At 65.0% G+C, this 16721-nt stretch carries 15 protein-coding genes and 2 tRNA genes; 13 read left to right on the top strand and 4 right to left on the bottom strand.

The window, feature by feature from the left end; all coding sequences use genetic code 11:
- Window positions 1–9: 9 nt before the first annotated feature.
- Genes B4U45_RS05575 through B4U45_RS30660 form a run of 4 tightly spaced genes read left to right on the top strand, consistent with a single transcriptional unit; the run spans window position 10 to window position 2331 of the window.
- Entirely contained in the window at window positions 10–621 is a 612-nt protein-coding gene (locus B4U45_RS05575) for an Rv2466c family mycothiol-dependent reductase (RefSeq protein WP_075548379.1), read from the top strand.
- 46 nt (window positions 622–667) lie between these two features.
- Complete coding sequence (locus B4U45_RS05570; RefSeq protein WP_075548469.1) at window positions 668–1147, top strand: ribose-5-phosphate isomerase; 480 nt, start codon at window positions 668–670, stop codon at window positions 1145–1147.
- A 25-nt stretch (window positions 1148–1172) separates the two neighbouring features.
- Entirely contained in the window at window positions 1173–1979 is an 807-nt protein-coding gene (locus tag B4U45_RS05565) for an Fpg/Nei family DNA glycosylase (protein ID WP_075548378.1), read from the top strand.
- 49 nt (window positions 1980–2028) lie between these two features.
- Entirely contained in the window at window positions 2029–2331 is a 303-nt protein-coding gene (locus B4U45_RS30660) for an Mtp family mycobacterial-type pilin (protein ID WP_478212077.1), read from the top strand.
- A 55-nt stretch (window positions 2332–2386) separates the two neighbouring features.
- Here the strand turns inward: B4U45_RS30660 and B4U45_RS05560 are convergent, their stop codons facing one another.
- Window positions 2387–3571, bottom strand: coding sequence for a serine hydrolase domain-containing protein (locus B4U45_RS05560; RefSeq protein ID WP_075548377.1), 1185 nt, complete (start codon window positions 3569–3571; stop codon window positions 2387–2389).
- 29 nt (window positions 3572–3600) lie between these two features.
- Window positions 3601–3671 (bottom strand) — tRNA-Gly (locus B4U45_RS05555).
- A gap of 147 nt (window positions 3672–3818) precedes the next feature.
- On the opposite strand from B4U45_RS05555, the gene B4U45_RS05550 reads away from it, so the two are divergent.
- From B4U45_RS05550 to clpP2, 4 genes are all read left to right on the top strand, one after another.
- Window positions 3819–3895 (top strand) — tRNA-Pro (locus tag B4U45_RS05550).
- A gap of 36 nt (window positions 3896–3931) precedes the next feature.
- Window positions 3932–5413 carry a trigger factor gene (tig, locus tag B4U45_RS05545; protein ID WP_082275541.1) on the top strand — a complete coding sequence of 494 codons (1482 nt, stop codon included), beginning with the start codon at window positions 3932–3934 and terminating at the stop codon, window positions 5411–5413.
- Window positions 5414–5518: 105 nt separating this feature from the next.
- A complete protein-coding gene (clpP1, locus tag B4U45_RS05540; protein WP_089024968.1) occupies window positions 5519–6127 on the top strand; it encodes an ATP-dependent CLP protease proteolytic subunit ClpP1 in 609 nt (202 codons plus the stop codon).
- Complete coding sequence (gene clpP2 / locus B4U45_RS05535) at window positions 6124–6759, top strand: ATP-dependent CLP protease proteolytic subunit ClpP2 (protein ID WP_023365890.1); 636 nt, start codon at window positions 6124–6126, stop codon at window positions 6757–6759. The genes clpP1 and clpP2 overlap by 4 nt, the downstream gene beginning before the upstream one ends.
- 2 nt (window positions 6760–6761) lie before the next feature.
- Here clpP2 and mmuM read toward each other — a convergent pair whose 3' ends face one another.
- Window positions 6762–7646, bottom strand: a complete 885-nt coding sequence (gene mmuM, locus B4U45_RS05530) for a homocysteine S-methyltransferase (protein ID WP_075548468.1) — start codon at window positions 7644–7646, stop codon at window positions 6762–6764.
- A 293-nt stretch (window positions 7647–7939) separates the two neighbouring features.
- Here mmuM and clpX point away from each other — a divergent pair, with 293 nt between their 5' ends.
- The 4 genes from clpX (at window position 7940) to mobA (ending at window position 13320) form a co-directional block, all read left to right on the top strand.
- On the top strand, window positions 7940–9220 hold the full coding sequence (clpX, locus tag B4U45_RS05525; RefSeq protein WP_023365883.1) for an ATP-dependent Clp protease ATP-binding subunit ClpX: 1281 nt from the start codon (window positions 7940–7942) through the stop codon (window positions 9218–9220).
- Between the two features lie 371 nt (window positions 9221–9591).
- Entirely contained in the window at window positions 9592–11553 is a 1962-nt protein-coding gene (locus tag B4U45_RS05520) for a 2-oxoacid:acceptor oxidoreductase subunit alpha (protein ID WP_176357384.1), read from the top strand.
- A gap of 68 nt (window positions 11554–11621) precedes the next feature.
- Complete coding sequence (locus B4U45_RS05515; RefSeq protein WP_075548375.1) at window positions 11622–12713, top strand: 2-oxoacid:ferredoxin oxidoreductase subunit beta; 1092 nt, start codon at window positions 11622–11624, stop codon at window positions 12711–12713.
- A gap of 1 nt (window position 12714) precedes the next feature.
- The gene (mobA, locus tag B4U45_RS05510) at window positions 12715–13320 is read left to right on the top strand and encodes a molybdenum cofactor guanylyltransferase (protein ID WP_082275540.1); all 606 of its coding nucleotides are present in this window, start codon (window positions 12715–12717) and stop codon (window positions 13318–13320) included.
- A 339-nt stretch (window positions 13321–13659) separates the two neighbouring features.
- Here mobA and B4U45_RS05505 read toward each other — a convergent pair whose 3' ends face one another.
- Entirely contained in the window at window positions 13660–15042 is a 1383-nt protein-coding gene (locus B4U45_RS05505) for an IS1380 family transposase (RefSeq protein WP_075545416.1), read from the bottom strand.
- Between the two features lie 1027 nt (window positions 15043–16069).
- On the opposite strand from B4U45_RS05505, the gene B4U45_RS05500 reads away from it, so the two are divergent.
- Window positions 16070–16693 (top strand): transglycosylase family protein, encoded by a 624-nt coding sequence (locus B4U45_RS05500; RefSeq protein ID WP_219859348.1) that lies wholly within the window; start codon window positions 16070–16072, stop codon window positions 16691–16693.
- The last annotated feature ends 28 nt before the right edge of the window (window positions 16694–16721 follow it).

Raw genomic sequence — 16721 nt, 5'->3', positions numbered from 1 at the left:
GATCGCAGTATGCCCGAAAAGTCTGTTGCCGATTTCTGGTTCGACCCGCTGTGCCCGTGGGCATGGATCACGTCGCGCTGGATTCTCGAGGTGGAAAAGGTCCGCGATATCGAGGTGAATTTCCACGTCATGAGCCTGGCGGTGCTCAACGAAAACCGGGAAGGGCTGCCGGAGCAGTATCGCGAGAACATGACGAGGGCGTGGGGTCCGGTACGGGTGGCGATCGCCGCGGAGCAGGCCCACGGCGCTGCCGTGTTGGCGCCGCTGTACACCGCGATGGGCACCCGGATTCACAACGAGGGCAACAAGGACCTCGAGGAGGTCATCACCCAATCGTTGGCGGAGGTCGGGCTGCCGGCCGAACTGGCCGCGGCCGCTACCACCGATGCCTACGATGATGTCCTGCGCAAGAGCCACCACGCCGGGATGGATGCCGTGGGTGACGACGTGGGCACGCCGACCATCCACTTCAACGGGATGGCGTTCTTCGGACCGGTGCTGTCGAAGATCCCGCGCGGCGAGCAGGCCGGCAAGCTCTGGGACGCATCCTTGACGTTCGCCGCCTACCCACACTTCTTCGAGCTCAAGAGGACTCGCACCGAGCGCCCCGAGTTCGAATAGGCCGGGCGACGACGACCCGCGGCGGGTGTCGGGCACAATGTCGGGCATGCGCGTCTACCTGGGGTCTGACCATGCCGGATTCGAACTCAAGCAGCACATCATCGAGCACCTCACGACGTCGGGACACGAACCGGTCGACTGCGGTGCCTTCAGCTACGACGCCGACGACGACTACCCGGCGTTTTGCATCGCCGCCGCGGAACGGACGGTGGCCGATCCGGGCAGCTTGGGCATCGTGTTGGGGGGGTCCGGCAATGGTGAGCAAATAGCGGCCAACAAGGTTCCCGGCGCGCGCTGCGCGCTGGCGTGGAGTGTGCAGACGGCGTCGCTCGCCCGCGAACACAACAATGCTCAGCTGATCGGCATCGGCGGCCGCATGCACACCGTCGCCGAGGCACTAGCCATTGTCGATGCGTTTGTGTCCGCGCAATGGTCCAAAGCCGAACGCCATCAGCGCCGAATCGACATTCTCGCCGAATACGAACGCACCCACCAAGCGCCGCCGGTACCCGGTGCGGTGGCCTGAGACCTGAACCCAGACAAGGACTGCCGTGCCCGAAGGGCATACGTTGCACCGGTTGGCCCGGCTGCATCAGCGCCGGTTCGCCGGTTCGCCGGTGGCGGTATCCAGCCCCCAGGGCCGCTTCGCCGATTCGGCCGTCGCGGTGGACGGCCGGGTGCTGCGGCGAACCAGTGTGTGGGGCAAACACCTGTTCCATCACTATGCCGGCGGCGGGATCGTCCATGTGCACCTCGGGCTCTACGGCACCTTCACCGAATGGGAACGTCCGGCGGCCGATCGTCTTCCCGAACCGGTGGGACAGGTGCGGATGCGCATGATCGGCGCCGAATACGGCACCGACCTACGCGGCCCCACGGTATGCGAGGTGATCGACGAGAGCCAAGTCGCCGACGTGATTGCCCGGCTAGGGCCCGACCCGCTGCGCCCGGACGCTGACCCGTCGTGGGCGTGGGCCCGAATCATGAAGTCCCGCAGGCCCATTGGTGCGCTCCTGATGGACCAGACAGTGATGGCAGGGGTGGGCAACGTCTTTCGCAGCGAGCTGTTGTTCCGTCACCGCATCGACCCCTACCGGACCGGTCAGCGGATCACCGAGGCAGAGTTCGACGCGGCCTGGACCGACCTGGTGGCCTTGATGAAGGTGGGCCTGCGGCGCGGCAAGATCATTGCCGTCCGCGCCGAGCACGACCACGGCGCCCCGTCGTACCGCCCGGGCCGGCCCCGCACCTACGTCTATCGGCGCGCGGGCGAGCCATGCCGACTCTGCGGGACCACGGTGCTTACTGCCGAGCTGGAAGGCCGCAACGTGTTCTGGTGCCCGGCCTGCCAACGGTGACGACGCGCGCGCCAGTTTGCGCGTCGGGCATCCGGGTACTCGTTGACCTATGCGAGCTTCTACACGTTTAGCTGCAGCGACTTTCGCGACGGCCTGCGGTGTGGGCATGCTTGGGTTGGGCGTCGCATCGGAGGTGCAGGCCCAGCCGTCGCCCATGCCGCAATGGTGGTGCCCGGGCGACTTCTGGGATCCCGGCTGGGGCAACAACTGGGACTGGAATAGCTGCCACGACAACTGGCGTGGACCTGGGCCCTACCCGAATGGAGGGCCTGGTCCGGGCGGAGTCGGCGGACCTGGGCCTGGTCCAGCAGGGCCTGCCGGACCTGGTGGCGGCCCCGGGGGCGGACGCTAAGCCGAGGTCCGGTCACAACCGCATTGCGCAAATTTCGAGGGAGGGTTAGGCCGGGTCAGCCCGGCGTGACACCGAGCGTCGCGTAGACCTCGTTGCTCATGGCGACGCTGCGCGGGTCGGCGTTGGCCTTGCTGGCGTCGTAGCGGTTCATCACGTACGCGTAGCCGATCCCGTGTTCCAGATCGACAAACCCGAACGAACCACCGAGGCCGCCGTGGCCGAAGGTGCGCGGATTTGGGCCGTTGACGGCGCGCTGGTTGAGCATGTAGCCCAATCCCCACCCGTGATCGGCCACCCGCGGACCGAGCACCAGGTCGGTGTCGAAGCCGCCTTGCGACACCCGGACCAGTTCCATGTGTTCGCGGCTGAGCAGCTTTTCCTGCGCGAGCGCGTTGTAGAACGTCGCCAAACCCAGGGCCGAGACGAGGCCGTTGGTGCCGGGGAACTCCAGCTCACGCCACAGTTGCATGTCGTTGTTGCCGACTTCGTCGGCGGGGGCGTATCCCATCGAGACCGACAGCGCGGCCTTGGGGTGTTCGTCCAGGCTGGCCGGGCAGTCGGGGGCTTGCACGTCGGCGAGCATCCCGCGCACCTTCGGCTCGTTCACCATGTCGGCACAGCGATGCTGTTCGTAGCGGGGCAGGCCGATGTGGATGTCGGCGCCGATCGGTTCGGCGATCTCGGTGCGCAGGTAGTGGCCGATCGTGCGACCGGTGATCCGGCGAAACACTTCGCCGAGGATGAAACCGAACGTGGTCATGTGGTAGCCCTGAGCAGTGCCCGGCTCCCACCAGGGTTCCGCGGCAGCCAGCTGATCGCAGACGAAGTCCCAATCGGTGACTTGCTCCCAGCTCAGTCGCTTGTTCGGTCCGATCACGCCGGATCGGTGGCTCAGCACCATGGCCACGGTCACGGCTTCCTTGCCCTTTTGCCCGAACTCGGGCCAATACCGGGCCACCGGTGCCTGCAGGTCCAACTCACCGCGGTCGGCGAGTTGGTGGATGCAGGTAGCCGCCAGGCCCTTGGTGCCGGATAGCACGTTCGTCAGAGTGTCTTGTCGCCACGGCCGGGTGCCGGCAGCGTCCGCTGAACCGCCCCAGAGGTTGACGACGAGATCGCCGTCCACCCATACGGCGACTGCCGCGCCGACTTCCTGGCCCGACCGAAAGTTGCGCTCGAAGGCGTCACGTACTTTGCCGAAGGCGGGTGCGCATGTGCCTTTGACGTCGGCATTACACATGGCGCACTCCCCCGGGGCAGCTAAGTCTGAGCGGGCGACGGGAATCGAACCCGCGTCGCTAGTTTGGAAGACTAGGGCTCTACCATTGAGCTACGCCCGCATGCATTAAGTCGAGCGAAACTCTACGTGGTGGCCAAGATCAAATCTAATCGACGCAGGTATGTGACGCGTGTCGCATGCGCTGTCAGGTCCCCGGAGGTCGCTGCCGGCCCGGTGCCGCCGGGGCCGTAGGATCGCGAGGTCAGCGCGGGGTGTAGCGCAGCTTGGTAGCGCATCCGCTTTGGGAGCGGAAGGCCGCAGGTTCAAATCCTGTCACCCCGACCAGCCGACCGTCCGGAACGACCATCGAGGAGCACATCCGTGAAGAGCAGCGTCGAGCATTTGAGCCCCACTCGGGTTCGCATCAATGTGGAGGTGCCCTTCGAAGAGCTCGAGCCCGATTTCCAGCGGGCCTACAAGGAGCTGGCAAAACAGGTTCGGCTGCCTGGGTTCCGGCCGGGCAAGGCGCCGATCCGGCTGCTCGAGGCGCGCTTCGGCCGCGAGGCGATGCTCGATCAGATCGTCAACGATGCTCTGCCCAGCCGGTACGGACAGGCGCTGGCCGAGTCGGAAATCCAGCCACTGGGCCGGCCCGACATCGAGGTCACCCGGAAGGAATACGGCCAGGATCTGGCTTTCACCGCGGAGGTCGACGTCCGGCCCAAGATCACGCTGCCCGACGTGGGCCAGTTGGCGGTCTCGGTAAAGCCCATCGAGGTCAGCGACGACGACGTCGAGACTGAGCTGCAGTCCCTGCGCGTCCGCTTCGGCACGCTCAACCCGGTCGAGCGGCCGGTGGCGGTCGGCGACTTCGTCACGATCGACCTTTCGGCAACCGTCGACGGGGAGGAGGTGCCCAACGCCGCCGCCGAGGGACTGTCGCACGAAGTCGGCTCCGGTCGCCTGATCGCAGGGCTCGACGACGCGATCGTCGGCCTGTCCGTCGACGAGTCCCGGGTGTTCACCGCCACGCTGGCAGCCGGCGAACACGCCGGGCGCGACGCGGAGGTCACCGTCACCGTCAAGTCCGTCAAGGAGCGCGAGCTGCCCGACCCCGACGACGAGTTCGCCCAGTTGGCCAGCGAGTTCGACACCATCGAGGAGCTGCGGGCCAACCTGCGTGAGCAGGTGCTGCAGGCAAAGCGCGCCCAGCAGGCGGAGCAGATCCGCAACGCCACCATCGACATCCTGCTCGAGCAGGTCGACGTGCCGGTGCCGGAGTCCTATGTCCAGGCGCAGTACGACAGCGTCATCCACAGCGCACTGAGTGGCATCAACCACGACGAGGCCCGGTTCAACGAGCTGCTCGCCGAACAAGGCTCGTCGCGTGAGGCGTTCGATGCCGAGGCCCGCAGCGCATCGGAGAAGGATGTCAAGAGGCAGCTGCTGTTGGATGCCCTCGCCGATGAGCTGAAAGTCCAAGTGGGTCAGGAGGACCTCACCGAACGACTGTTGACGACGTCGCGGCAGTACGGCGTCGAGCCGCAACAACTGTTCGCCTACCTTCAGGAGAACAACCAGCTGCCGTCGATGTTCGCCGACGTTCGGCGCGAGTTGGCGGTACGGGCCGTCGCCCGGGCCGCAACCGTCACCGATAGCGACGGCAACACGATCGACACCGGCGAGTTGTTCGGCACGAGTCCCGAGGCTTCGGAAGAGCCCGACGCGGGTGCCGAAGAGCCCGAGGCGGGAGCCGAGACCGCCGACGCCCCGGCCGAGGCTGCCGACGCCCCGGCCGAGACTGCCGATGCCCCAGCCGTGACCGACGCGACCGATCCGCCCGGCCACGAACACAGCGCGTGACGCTGTGAGCGAACGCGCCCATTTCAGGGGTGCGGGAGCGCCACACAGCCAGTGCGGTTGGTTAGGGTCGGTTCATACGGAACTCAAGAAAGCAGGTGTCCCACTGTGAGCCAAGTGACTGGCATGCGTTCAAACTCGCAGGGCCTTTCCCTCACGGACTCGGTATATGAGCGTTTACTCTCCGAGCGCATCATCTTCCTGGGTTCAGAGGTGAACGACGACGTGGCCAATCGGCTGTGTGCGCAGATTCTGCTGCTCGCGGCGGAGGACCCCACCAAGGACATCTCGCTGTATATCAACTCCCCGGGCGGATCGATCAGCGCCGGCATGGCGATCTACGACACCATGACCTTGGCGCCCTGCGACATCGCCACCTACGCGATGGGGATGGCCGCCTCCATGGGCGAGTTCCTGCTGGCCGCGGGCACCAAGGGCAAGCGTTACGCGCTGCCGCACGCTCGCATCCTCATGCACCAGCCGCTGGGCGGCGTCACCGGCAGCGCGGCTGACATCGCAATCCAGGCCGAGCAGTTCGCGGTCATCAAGAAGGAGATGTTCCGGCTCAATGCCGAATTCACCGGCCAGCCGATCGAGCGCATCGAGGCGGACTCGGATCGCGATCGCTGGTTCACCGCCCCCGAAGCCCTGGAATACGGTTTCGTCGACCACATCATCACCCGCGCCGCAAGCGTCACCAATGGAGAAATGCAATGAATCCTCAGAGCCAGCCCCAGGCGCGATACATCCTGCCGTCGTTCATCGAGCACTCCAGCTTCGGTGTCAAGGAGTCCAACCCCTACAACAAGCTGTTTGAGGAGCGCATCATCTTCCTTGGTGTCCAGGTCGACGACGCATCGGCCAACGACATCATGGCGCAGCTGCTCGTGCTCGAGTCGCTGGACCCCGACCGCGATATCACCATGTACATCAATTCGCCCGGCGGTGGGTTCACCTCTCTGATGGCGATCTACGACACCATGCAGTACGTGCGGGCCGATATCCAGACGGTGTGTCTCGGTCAGGCCGCCTCGGCGGCGGCTGTGCTGTTGGCTGCCGGGACGCCGGGTAAGCGGATGGCGCTGCCCAACGCGCGGGTGCTGATCCACCAGCCGTCATTGTCGGGGGTGATCCAGGGTCAGTTCTCCGATCTGGAGATCCAGGCTGCCGAGATCGAGCGGATGCGCACGCTGATGGAGACCACGCTGGCGCGCCACACCGGCAAGGACGCCGCGGTGATCCGCAAGGACACCGACCGGGACAAGATCCTGACCGCCGAAGAGGCCAAGGACTACGGCATCATCGACACCGTTCTGGAGTACCGGAAGCTGTCCGCGCAAAAGGCCTGAACTTAGGCCTCAACGGCCAGTGCCCGCCGGAGCTCGGCAATGTCCGCCGGCCCCACCCGGCAGCATCCGCCGACGATGCGCGCTCCCGCGGCAACCCACTGCGCGGCGAGCTCACCAGAAAACCGCCGCGGGCCTACCCAAGAACGGTGCCGGCTGTCCCAATGCTCGCCGCTGTTGGGGTACACGATCACCGGCTTGCCCACGTCGGCGCACGTCACTGCCGCCAACACGTCGTCGGGAGCACAGCAATTGACGCCCACCGCGACGATCTCCGGAACGCCGGCGGCCACCGCGAACGCGGCGGCCAGCGGTTGCCCGGCTCGGGTTCGGGTTCCCTCGATCGTGTAGCTGAGCCACGCCGGCACCCCCACCTGGCGCACCAGGCTGACGAGTGCTTCGGCCTCGTCGACATCGGGGATGGTTTCCAGTGCCAGCACGTCCGCGCCGGCGGCGGCCAGCACCTCCAACCGGGGGCGATGCCACCGAGTTAGAGCCCGGACGCTGAGTCCGTAGCGGCCTCGATATTCCGACCCATCGGCGAGTGCGGCGCCGTAGGGTCCGACCGAGGCGGCCACCAGAAGGCCGGCCGTGCCGGCCTCGTCCCGCGCGGTCGCGGCGAGTTCGACACTGCGGCGCAGCAACGCGACCGCGCCGTCTCGGCCGATCCCGTGCGCCGCGAATCCGTCGAACGACGCCTGGTAGCTGGCTGTCGTGGCGATTGTGGCGCCGGCGCGGAAGTACTCCGCATGCACCGCGGTGATCTCCTGTGGCGCGTCGGTCAGCAGCCGCGCTGACCACAACCGGTCGGTGAGGTCGTGACCGCGGGCCTCGAGCTCGGTGGCCAGGCCGCCGTCGCTGATCACCACGGAATCAGCAGCCAACCGCACAAACGTCACTGTAGGGTGGTCGCCTGGGGTGCGGGCCGCCACCGGATGCCAGTTGATGAGCAACGGTTGCATCACGACCGCGACACGCCAGAGACAACGATTGCGCGTCTCGACGAGTGCCGCGCGCCGCTGGGCGATATGTTTCATTCAGACACGAGGCTATGAATACCAAGGAATATCAAAGACGCTATTCGGCGCCAACAGTCGCGGTGGGCCGCAGCAAGCGGGTAGCGTCGGGGAGTACACGCGGCACGGTAAGACGAACGGCGAACAGGAAGTAGGCCCTCACCATCATGGCGCGCATAGGAGACGGCGGTGACCTGCTGAAGTGCTCGTTCTGCGGGAAGAGTCAAAAACAGGTCAAGAAGCTCATCGCCGGTCCCGGAGTGTACATCTGCGATGAGTGCATCGACCTTTGCAACGAGATCATCGAAGAGGAACTCGCCGACGCCGACGATGTGAAACTCGATGAACTGCCCAAGCCCGTTGAGATCCGGGAATTCCTCGAGGGCTACGTCATCGGACAGGACACCGCCAAACGGACCCTGGCCGTCGCGGTCTACAACCACTACAAGCGCATCCAGGCCGGCGAGAAGAGCCGAGACTCCCGGCACGAGCCGGTCGAGCTGACCAAATCCAATATCTTGATGCTGGGACCGACCGGTTGCGGTAAGACCTATCTGGCCCAGACGCTGGCCAAGATGCTTAACGTGCCGTTCGCCATCGCCGACGCCACGGCCCTCACCGAGGCCGGTTATGTCGGTGAAGACGTCGAGAACATCCTGCTCAAACTGATCCAGGCAGCCGACTACGACGTCAAGCGTGCCGAGACGGGCATCATCTACATCGACGAGGTCGACAAGATTGCCCGCAAGAGCGAGAACCCGTCGATTACCCGCGACGTCTCGGGAGAAGGCGTTCAGCAGGCCCTGCTGAAAATTCTCGAGGGCACCCAGGCATCGGTTCCCCCGCAGGGCGGCCGCAAGCATCCGCACCAAGAGTTCATCCAGATCGACACCACCAACGTGCTTTTCATCGTCGCGGGCGCATTCGCCGGGCTGGAGAAGATCATCTACGAGCGGGTGGGCAAGCGTGGCTTGGGCTTCGGCGCCGAAGTCCGGTCCAAGGCCGAGATCGACACCACCGACCACTTTGCCGAAGTGATGCCCGAGGACCTGATCAAGTTCGGTCTGATTCCCGAATTCATCGGCCGCCTGCCGGTGGTTGCCTCGGTCACCAACCTGGACAAGGAGTCGTTGGTCAAGATTTTGTCAGAGCCGAAGAACGCTTTGGTCAAGCAGTACACCCGGCTCTTCGAAATGGACGGGGTGGAGCTGGAGTTCACCGACGATGCGCTGGAAGCGATCGCGGACCAAGCGATCCACCGCGGCACCGGCGCTCGCGGCTTGCGGGCGATCATGGAAGAAGTTCTGCTGCCGGTCATGTATGACATCCCCAGCCGCGACGATGTCGCCAAAGTCGTGGTCACCAAGGAGACGGTGCAGGACAACGTGCTGCCGACGATCGTGCCGCGCAAGCCGTCCCGTTCCGAGCGCCGCGACAAGAGCGCCTAGCGTCGGGAGGAGACGGGCTCCGACGCTACGAACCGAGCCCGTCGCGACCTAGCTCTGTACCCGCGCGTCGCCCAGCTGAGACACGATCGAGCGGTCTCAGGCGCGGCTGGTGAGAAAGTGACCAAGACCACAGTTTGGGCTGCCACCACAACCGTCCCCTCCCTGACGTCGGCTTTTAGTAAATCGACCGCACTCTGCCGAGGTTCGGTGACGGCTAAACGCGCAGGAACAAGTGTCATACTTGATACCGCCAGTGACACCAAAACGTGAGGTGGGGGAGCCATTCCGACGGCGTAACCTGAAACCGCACCGGAGTGCTTCTCCTGATTAGGGCCTGATTAAAAGCCTGATTACGGACGGAAGGCGGAGACGTGGATCCGAATGGCAGCGGAGCCGAGTCAGAGTCTCATGCCGTGGCGTCGCATGCCCGGCACGAGCGGCGGCGCCTGGAACATGTCGTCATCCGTTTCGCCGGCGACTCCGGCGACGGGATGCAGCTGACCGGCGACAGGTTCACTTCGGAAGCGGCCATCTTCGGCAACGACCTGGCCACCCAGCCGAACTATCCCGCCGAGATCCGGGCTCCGGCAGGCACCCTGCCCGGGGTGTCGTCATTTCAGATTCAGATTGCTGACTACGACATCCTGACGGCCGGTGACCGGCCGGACGTGCTGGTCGCGATGAACCCGGCAGCGCTGAAGGCCAATCTCGGTGACCTGCCCCGCGGGGGGATGGTGATTGCCAACTCTGACGAGTTCACCAAGCGCAACCTGATGAAGGTCGGATACGTCACCAATCCGCTGGAGTCCGATGAATTGGACGAGTACGTCGTGCATTCCGTGCCGATGACCGGGTTGACCCTGGCGGCAGTGGAAACCGTTGGCGCGTCGAAGAAAGACGGCCAGCGCGCCAAGAACATGTTCGCCTTGGGGTTGTTGTCGTGGATGTACGGCCGGCCGATACGGACCAGTGAAAACTTCATCAGAGAGAAGTTTGCGCGCAAGCCCGACATCGCCGAGATCAATGTGCTGGCCCTCAAGGCGGGGTGGAACTACGGCGAGACCACCGAGGCATTCGGCACCACGTACGAAGTTTCGGCGGCGGCCTTGCCGCCCGGCGAATACCGGCAAATTTCGGGAAATACCGCCTTGGCGTACGGGATCGTTGCAGCGGGCCAGCTCGCCCATGCTCCGGTGGTGCTGGGCAGCTATCCGATTACGCCGGCGTCCGACATCCTGCACGAGCTGTCCAAGCACAAGAACTTCAATGTCATCACCTTCCAGGCCGAAGACGAGATCGGTGGTATCTGTGCGGCCCTGGGTGCGGCGTACGGCGGTGCGATCGGCGTCACCAGCACGTCGGGGCCGGGTATTTCGCTGAAGTCCGAGGCACTAGGCCTTGGCGTGATGACCGAACTGCCATTGATCGTCATCGATGTGCAGCGAGGTGGGCCGTCGACCGGCCTGCCCACCAAGACCGAGCAGGCCGACCTGCTGCAGGCGTTGTATGGCCGCAACGGTGAGTCGCCGGTAGCGGTGCTCGCGCCGCGGTCGCCGGCCGACTGCTTTGAGGTCGCCGTCGAGGCGGTGCGGATCGCCCTTGCCTACCAGACCCCGGTGATCGTGTTGTCCGATGGGGCCATTGCCAACGGCTCCGAACCGTGGCGGATTCCCGACATCACCACCTTTGAGCCCATCGTGCATAAGTTCGCCAAACCCGACGAGCCCTTCCAGCCGTACAACCGGGACCCCGAGACTCTGGCCCGTCAGTTCGCCGTTCCCGGCACTCCCGGTCTGGAGCACCGCATCGGCGGGCTGGAAGCGGCCAATGGCTCCGGTGCCATCTCCTACGAGCCGATGAATCACGACCTCATGGTTCGGATTCGCCAAGCTAAGATTGACGGAATCCGGGTTCCCGACCTCGAGGTCGACGACCCGACGGGGGACGCCGAGCTGTTATTGATCGGCTGGGGCAGTTCTTACGGGCCGATCGGTGAGGCGTGCCGGCGGGCGCGGCGCAAGGGGATCAGGGTCGCTCATGCCCACTTGCGGTACCTCAGCCCATTGCCGGCGAACTTAGGTGACGTGCTGCGACGTTATCCGCAGGTAGTGGCACCTGAGATGAACCTGGGCCAGTTGGCGCTGGTGCTACGCGGAAAGTATCTGGTCGACATTCAATCGGTCACCAAAGTTCAAGGATTGTCGTTCTTGGCCGACGAAATCGGCCGAGTTATCCGCGCGGCATTGGGCGGGACGCTGGCCGAGATTGAGCAAGACAAGACGATGGTCGCCAAATTGGGGGCGGCCCCCATCGGAGCGGGAGCTGTCGAATGACCGGCGCCGCGCCCCAGTGGTGCGCCGTCCGTCAGCGCGGGACCAGGCAATGAGAAGGAAGGGCGCTCATGACTAGCGCGACCGGCGATCTGGCGGGCACAGACCTCGGTCTAACCCCGAGTTTGACCAAGAACTCGCGGGTGCCCATGACGAACGAACCGCAGAAGGCCAAGGATTACACCAGTGACCAGGAGGTCCGCTGGTGCCCGGGGTGCGGGGACTACGTCATCCTCAACACCATTCGCAACTTTCTGCCCGAACTCGGACTGCGCCGCGAGAACATCGTGTTCATCAGCGGCATCGGATGTTCCAGCCGCTTCCCGTACTACCTCGAGACCTATGGATTCCACTCGATCCACGGCCGCGCGCCGGCGATCGCGACCGGGCTGGCGCTGGCCCGCGAGGACCTGTCGGTGTGGGTGGTCACCGGAGACGGGGATGCGTTGTCGATCGGTGGTAACCACCTGATCCATGCGATGCGCCGCAACGTCAACATCACGGTCCTGCTGTTCAACAACCGGATCTACGGGCTGACCAAGGGGCAATACTCACCGACATCGGAAGTCGGCAAGATCACCAAGTCGACCCCGATGGGTTCGCTGGACACTCCGTTCAACCCGGTCTCGTTGGCCTTGGGTGCCGAGGCGACGTTCGTCGGTCGCGCGCTGGATTCCGACCGCGCCGGGCTTTCCGAGGTGCTCCGCGCTGCCGCCCAGCACCGCGGTGCCGCGCTGGTCGAAATCCTGCAGGACTGCCCGATATTCAACGACGGCTCTTTCGACGCGCTGCGCAAGGAGGGGGCGGAAGAGCGGGTGATCAACGTCCGACATGGTGAACCGATCGTGTTCGGCGCCAATGGTGAATACTGCGTCGTGCGGTCTGGCTTCAGCCTCGACGTGGCCAAGACCGCCGACGTGGCTGTCGAGGACATCGTGGTCCACGACGCGCACGCCGACGACGCGGCGTATGCGTTCGCGTTGTCACGGCTGTCCGATCAAAACCTCGAACACACCGTGCTCGGAATCTTCCGCCACATCAGTAGGCCCACCTACGACGACGCGGCACGGTCTCAGGTCAGCGCCGCCCAGAGTGCGGTTCCGTCCGACGCCACCGCGCTGCAAGCACTGCTCCGCGGGCGTGACACCTGGACTGTCGGCTGACGTGGGCGAACCGGTGCCGGGCGCAGAGTCACTTGCCGGGGTCGTCCTGGCCGGCGGAGAGTCGCGGCGGATGGGTCGTGACAAAGCGACGCTACCGCTGCCAGGAGGGACCACAACGCTGGTCGAGCACGTGGTCGGTGTTGTCGGACAGCGCTGCGACCCGATATTCGTGATGGCGGCTCCTGGACAACCATTGCCGCCGCTGCCGGCTGACGTGCTGCGCGACGAAGTGCGGGGGCTCGGTCCATTGCCGGCGACTGGGCGCGGACTGCGTGCGGCCGCCGCGGCCGGCGCGCGGCTTGCGTTCGTGTGCGCCGTCGACATGCCTTTGCTGACAGTCGAATTGATCGATGATCTGGTGCGCCGTGCGGTGCAGACCAATGCCGAAGTGGTGCTGCCGTGGGACGGTCGCAGCCACTATTTGGCTGCGGTATACCGGACGGAGTTGGCCGATCGGGTTGATGCATGGGTTGCCGCCGGTGAGCGCAGGATGAGCGCCTTCGTCGATGCTTGCGACGCTCAACGGATCGTGATGTCGAATTCCGGGCCGCTGTCGAATGTCAATACCGCGGCCGACTTGCGCGTACCAGCACAGCCTCGGCGCTGACCGTCAGCTCTTACCGTGCCCGTGCGACGGGCTGCAAAATTCATGCCCGGCTCGCGTCTGTTTGCTCTCCGGATTGAGTGCAATCGAATTCTTTGACCCGGCGTGAGTCTTTTACTTCTGTTTGTTTTCTCATTTAAATGTTATTAGTAGATTTAGAATTCTTCCGTTGTTAGCCCGGATGTTTCGCGGGGTTGACGTGGCGGCCTGATCGGTTCGGATTGCGGTTTTCGATCTTGATTTTCGACGGTGGGCATCATGGCGGTCCCGGTCAGCGGGTTCTGGCGGGTTCCTGTGCCCGTCGGTCCTTCCGTGGGGTCGTGGGGGTAGGTGGGGTGTTCGTCAGCCCGGTTGGAGGCGCGCCAACGCGGTAGCCAGCAGATCGGCCCATGGGGTGCTGGCGGCGAGCCGCAGCCGGGTTCGACGGGCGTGGCGCGCCAACCGGCCGGCGATCGAAAACAGGCGCAGTCGTAGGCGTTTGGGTTCCCAGCGCCGCGCCGAATGCTCGTCAAAGGCCAGCATCTGCAGCCATGCGGTCAAGTCGATCGCGAGCTGCACCAACGCGCACCAGATCCGGTTTTGATCGAATCCATGCAGAGGTAGGTTGACCAGGCCGGTGTCCTTGGCCACCCGAATGCGGTCTTCACAGCGGGCACGACGGCGGTGCCGCAGCTCGAGATCGGGCAGTTGGCCCCGGCCGGTGTTGGTGACGAACGCCGTCAGCCGTAGCCCGTCGCGGTCGGTGAACCGCAGCTGCGCACCGGGATGGGGGCGTTCCTTGCGCACCACCAGCCGCATCCCCGCAGGCCAGTCCGACAGGTCAACCACCCCGGTGGCCTCGGCCACCCACGCCCCGTCACGGACCTGCCCGTCAGCGTCGTAGGCCGGGGTCCAGGCCCGTTCGGGAATCACGTCGATGGCAGCGGTCATCGTTTCGTTGAGCGTGAATCCCAGCGAGTAGGACAGCCGGCGAGCGGTCAGGTAGTTGAGGAATTCGTGAGTGGCTCCGCCAGCGTCGGTGCGCACCAAAACCTTCTTGCCGACCCGATAGCCGACCTCAAACGGCAGCTGCTGTAGTGCCGATGCGAGGACGGTCTTGTGGTCGGCGGCGGTGTTGGAGCCGGCGTTGCCAGGCCGCAGCAGGATCGCCAGTGACTCCCCGGTTCCCGCACTGCCGTGGTCAACGAATGCGCACAATGGATGAAATCCAAAGCCGCGCTTGAATGTTGGTGCTGCTTTCTCCTTTTCCGAGTGCGCGGTGACCAGGGTGGCATCCAGATCGACGATCAACGGGTGATCGGCATCGATCCCATGACCGGGTGAGTGCTGCCCGGCGGCTGCCCACGCCGCCGCACGCGCGCTGGCCCGCGCCGAATCAATGGCCGCCAAGGCTTTCGAGGCATCTGCGGCCAACGTCGTGATCAACCGCGACACGGTGGGATCGGAGGCCACCGGGCCGAACACGCCCGGCTCGGCGCGCAGCAGGCCGACATCTGCCAGGCAGTCCCCACCGAGCGCCAGTGCCACAGCGATATCAAGCACAATCTTGCCGGGATCGTGGCTGGCCAGAGGTTTACGCCATGGCGCCAACGCGTCCGACAAGGCGCCGGTCAGCCCGGCCCGCTCGGCGGCGCGCAGCAATACCACCGCACCTGCGTGCGACACGACACCGGTTGCGCGGCCATCGACCGACAACGACGGGTAACACGACGTAGACTTGCCCACCAGATTGGTGCTCCGATTCTTGAGATGATCTGGTCCTAGACAAACCGGATTATCCCTGCTCAGAGCACCATTCTTCGTTCAAGACACACCATCAAGATCAACCGGCGCGAAAGCCCGAGGTTAGGGCTGCTTTTCAGCCAGGAAGGACCATGCCCCTTGTGCTGCGAATCCCAATGTTGTTGTAGCACAGTGCCTTTCGGCTGACAGCTATCTGGAAATCGTTCCGCTGCCATCGCCGACAAATGTGTCTATGAACGGCAGCGCACCGACGGCAGGCATCTGGGGGGTGGTGTGCAATCAGCGGCTGGGCCGGCCTCGGCGCGCCGGGGTGCGCGGCTACCGTGCCGAACCTCGACAAAGAGGTCATGGAACACGTAAAGCCTTAGCGGATACGCACTTTCACTGAGCGGTGAGTTTGGTATCGGCCCCGGACGTCTTCCGGGATGTGGTTTCGGCCGCGGCCTACGTGGTGGCGAGGACTACCGGCCATAGCGGAAGCGGTGCGCTATGAGCTGGGTCACGAGCGGCTGCCGACGGATTCATTGAATAGCCCGGCGACCACATGCGGCCAAATGCGTGGCGCAGCTCACAAAATACCCGTGATTCGGCTCACCGTGGCACCGGAGGCAGGCAGGTCCGAACGCAGTAATAAACAGGTGTTTGACCTGCGGAGACCATTGTGCGACCGCGTCGTGATCCGCTCGTTATAGAACCGAAATATCACTTCGGCTGGGATGACGAATCCAAATCGTTATCGTACGGTGCGTTTAGCCCGAAACCGGGCATCAGTAGTTGAACACAATTGAATCCACGGATCCCGCGTGTGAGCGGAGCTGCGGGCGGCACGGATCTAGTACAGCCGTCGCAGCAGTCGGGCATAGAAACCCCCGACGGGCAACTCGGGCCCTCCGCTGTCGTGCCGAAACGAGACGGCACGTCCCAAAGCAGCAATTCCACCTGGACATCGCATCCAACCCACCGCCGTGGGCTGGCTCGCTTTGGCGCGCGCACCGCGAAAGGAACAATCTTGAAGAACGTCCGTAAGACGCTCATCGTCGCCGCGATCACTGGGACGCTCGTGACTGTGCCGTCCGGTACCGCCGCCGCGGACGAGGGCCTTGACCCGAACGCGGCGCCCGGCCCCGATGCGGTGGGCTTCGACCCTAACGTGCCTGCGGCCCCGGACGCCTTTGCTCCGGGCGCCCCGGACGACGCACCGGCCCCTGAGCTAGTGGGGTTCGACCCAAGCGTGCCTCCGCCTGCGGCTCCGGGCGCCGTGATCGCGCCGGTCGACCTGCCGGATGGGCCGGCCCCGGACGCCGCGCCGCCGGCCCCGGAACCGGTGGACTTCGACCCGAACATGGCGCCACCGCCGGCCCCCGACGTTCCGCCTCCTCCTCCGCCGGCTGCTCCCAAGGCCTACAGCGTGAACTGGGACGCCATCGCCCAGTGCGAGTCGGGCGGCAACTGGGCCATCAACACCGGTAACGGCTACTCCGGCGGCCTGCAGTTCACCGCCGGCACCTGGCATGCCAACGGCGGCTCCGGCTCGGCGGCCAGCGCCAGCCGTGAGGAACAGATCCGCGTGGCCGAGAACGTACTGCATTCGCAGGGGATCGGCGCCTGGCCGGTCTGCGGTCGTCGCGGCTGACCACACCGCCAGGCGATATAGCCGAACA

Source organism: Mycobacterium persicum (assembly GCF_002086915.1).
Taxonomy (GTDB): Bacteria; Actinomycetota; Actinomycetes; order Mycobacteriales; family Mycobacteriaceae; genus Mycobacterium; species Mycobacterium persicum.
Note: the sequence above shows the minus strand (reverse complement) of the source record. Positions and strands in the feature narration are given on the sequence as shown.

Bases quoted from the DNA above. Each gene is read 5' to 3' on its own strand.
- B4U45_RS05575 (WP_075548379.1), top strand. From the start codon at position 10: ATGCCCGAAAAGTCTGTTGCCGATTTCTGGTTCGACCCGCTGTGCCCG.
- B4U45_RS05570 (WP_075548469.1), top strand. From the start codon at position 668: ATGCGCGTCTACCTGGGGTCTGACCATGCCGGATTCGAACTCAAGCAG.
- B4U45_RS30660 (WP_478212077.1), top strand. From the start codon at position 2,029: ATGCGAGCTTCTACACGTTTAGCTGCAGCGACTTTCGCGACGGCCTGC.
- B4U45_RS05560 (WP_075548377.1), bottom strand. From the start codon at position 3,571: ATGTGTAATGCCGACGTCAAAGGCACATGCGCACCCGCCTTCGGCAAA.
- clpP2 (WP_023365890.1), top strand. From the start codon at position 6,124: ATGAATCCTCAGAGCCAGCCCCAGGCGCGATACATCCTGCCGTCGTTC.
- clpX (WP_023365883.1), top strand. From the start codon at position 7,940: ATGGCGCGCATAGGAGACGGCGGTGACCTGCTGAAGTGCTCGTTCTGC.
- B4U45_RS05515 (WP_075548375.1), top strand. From the start codon at position 11,622: ATGACTAGCGCGACCGGCGATCTGGCGGGCACAGACCTCGGTCTAACC.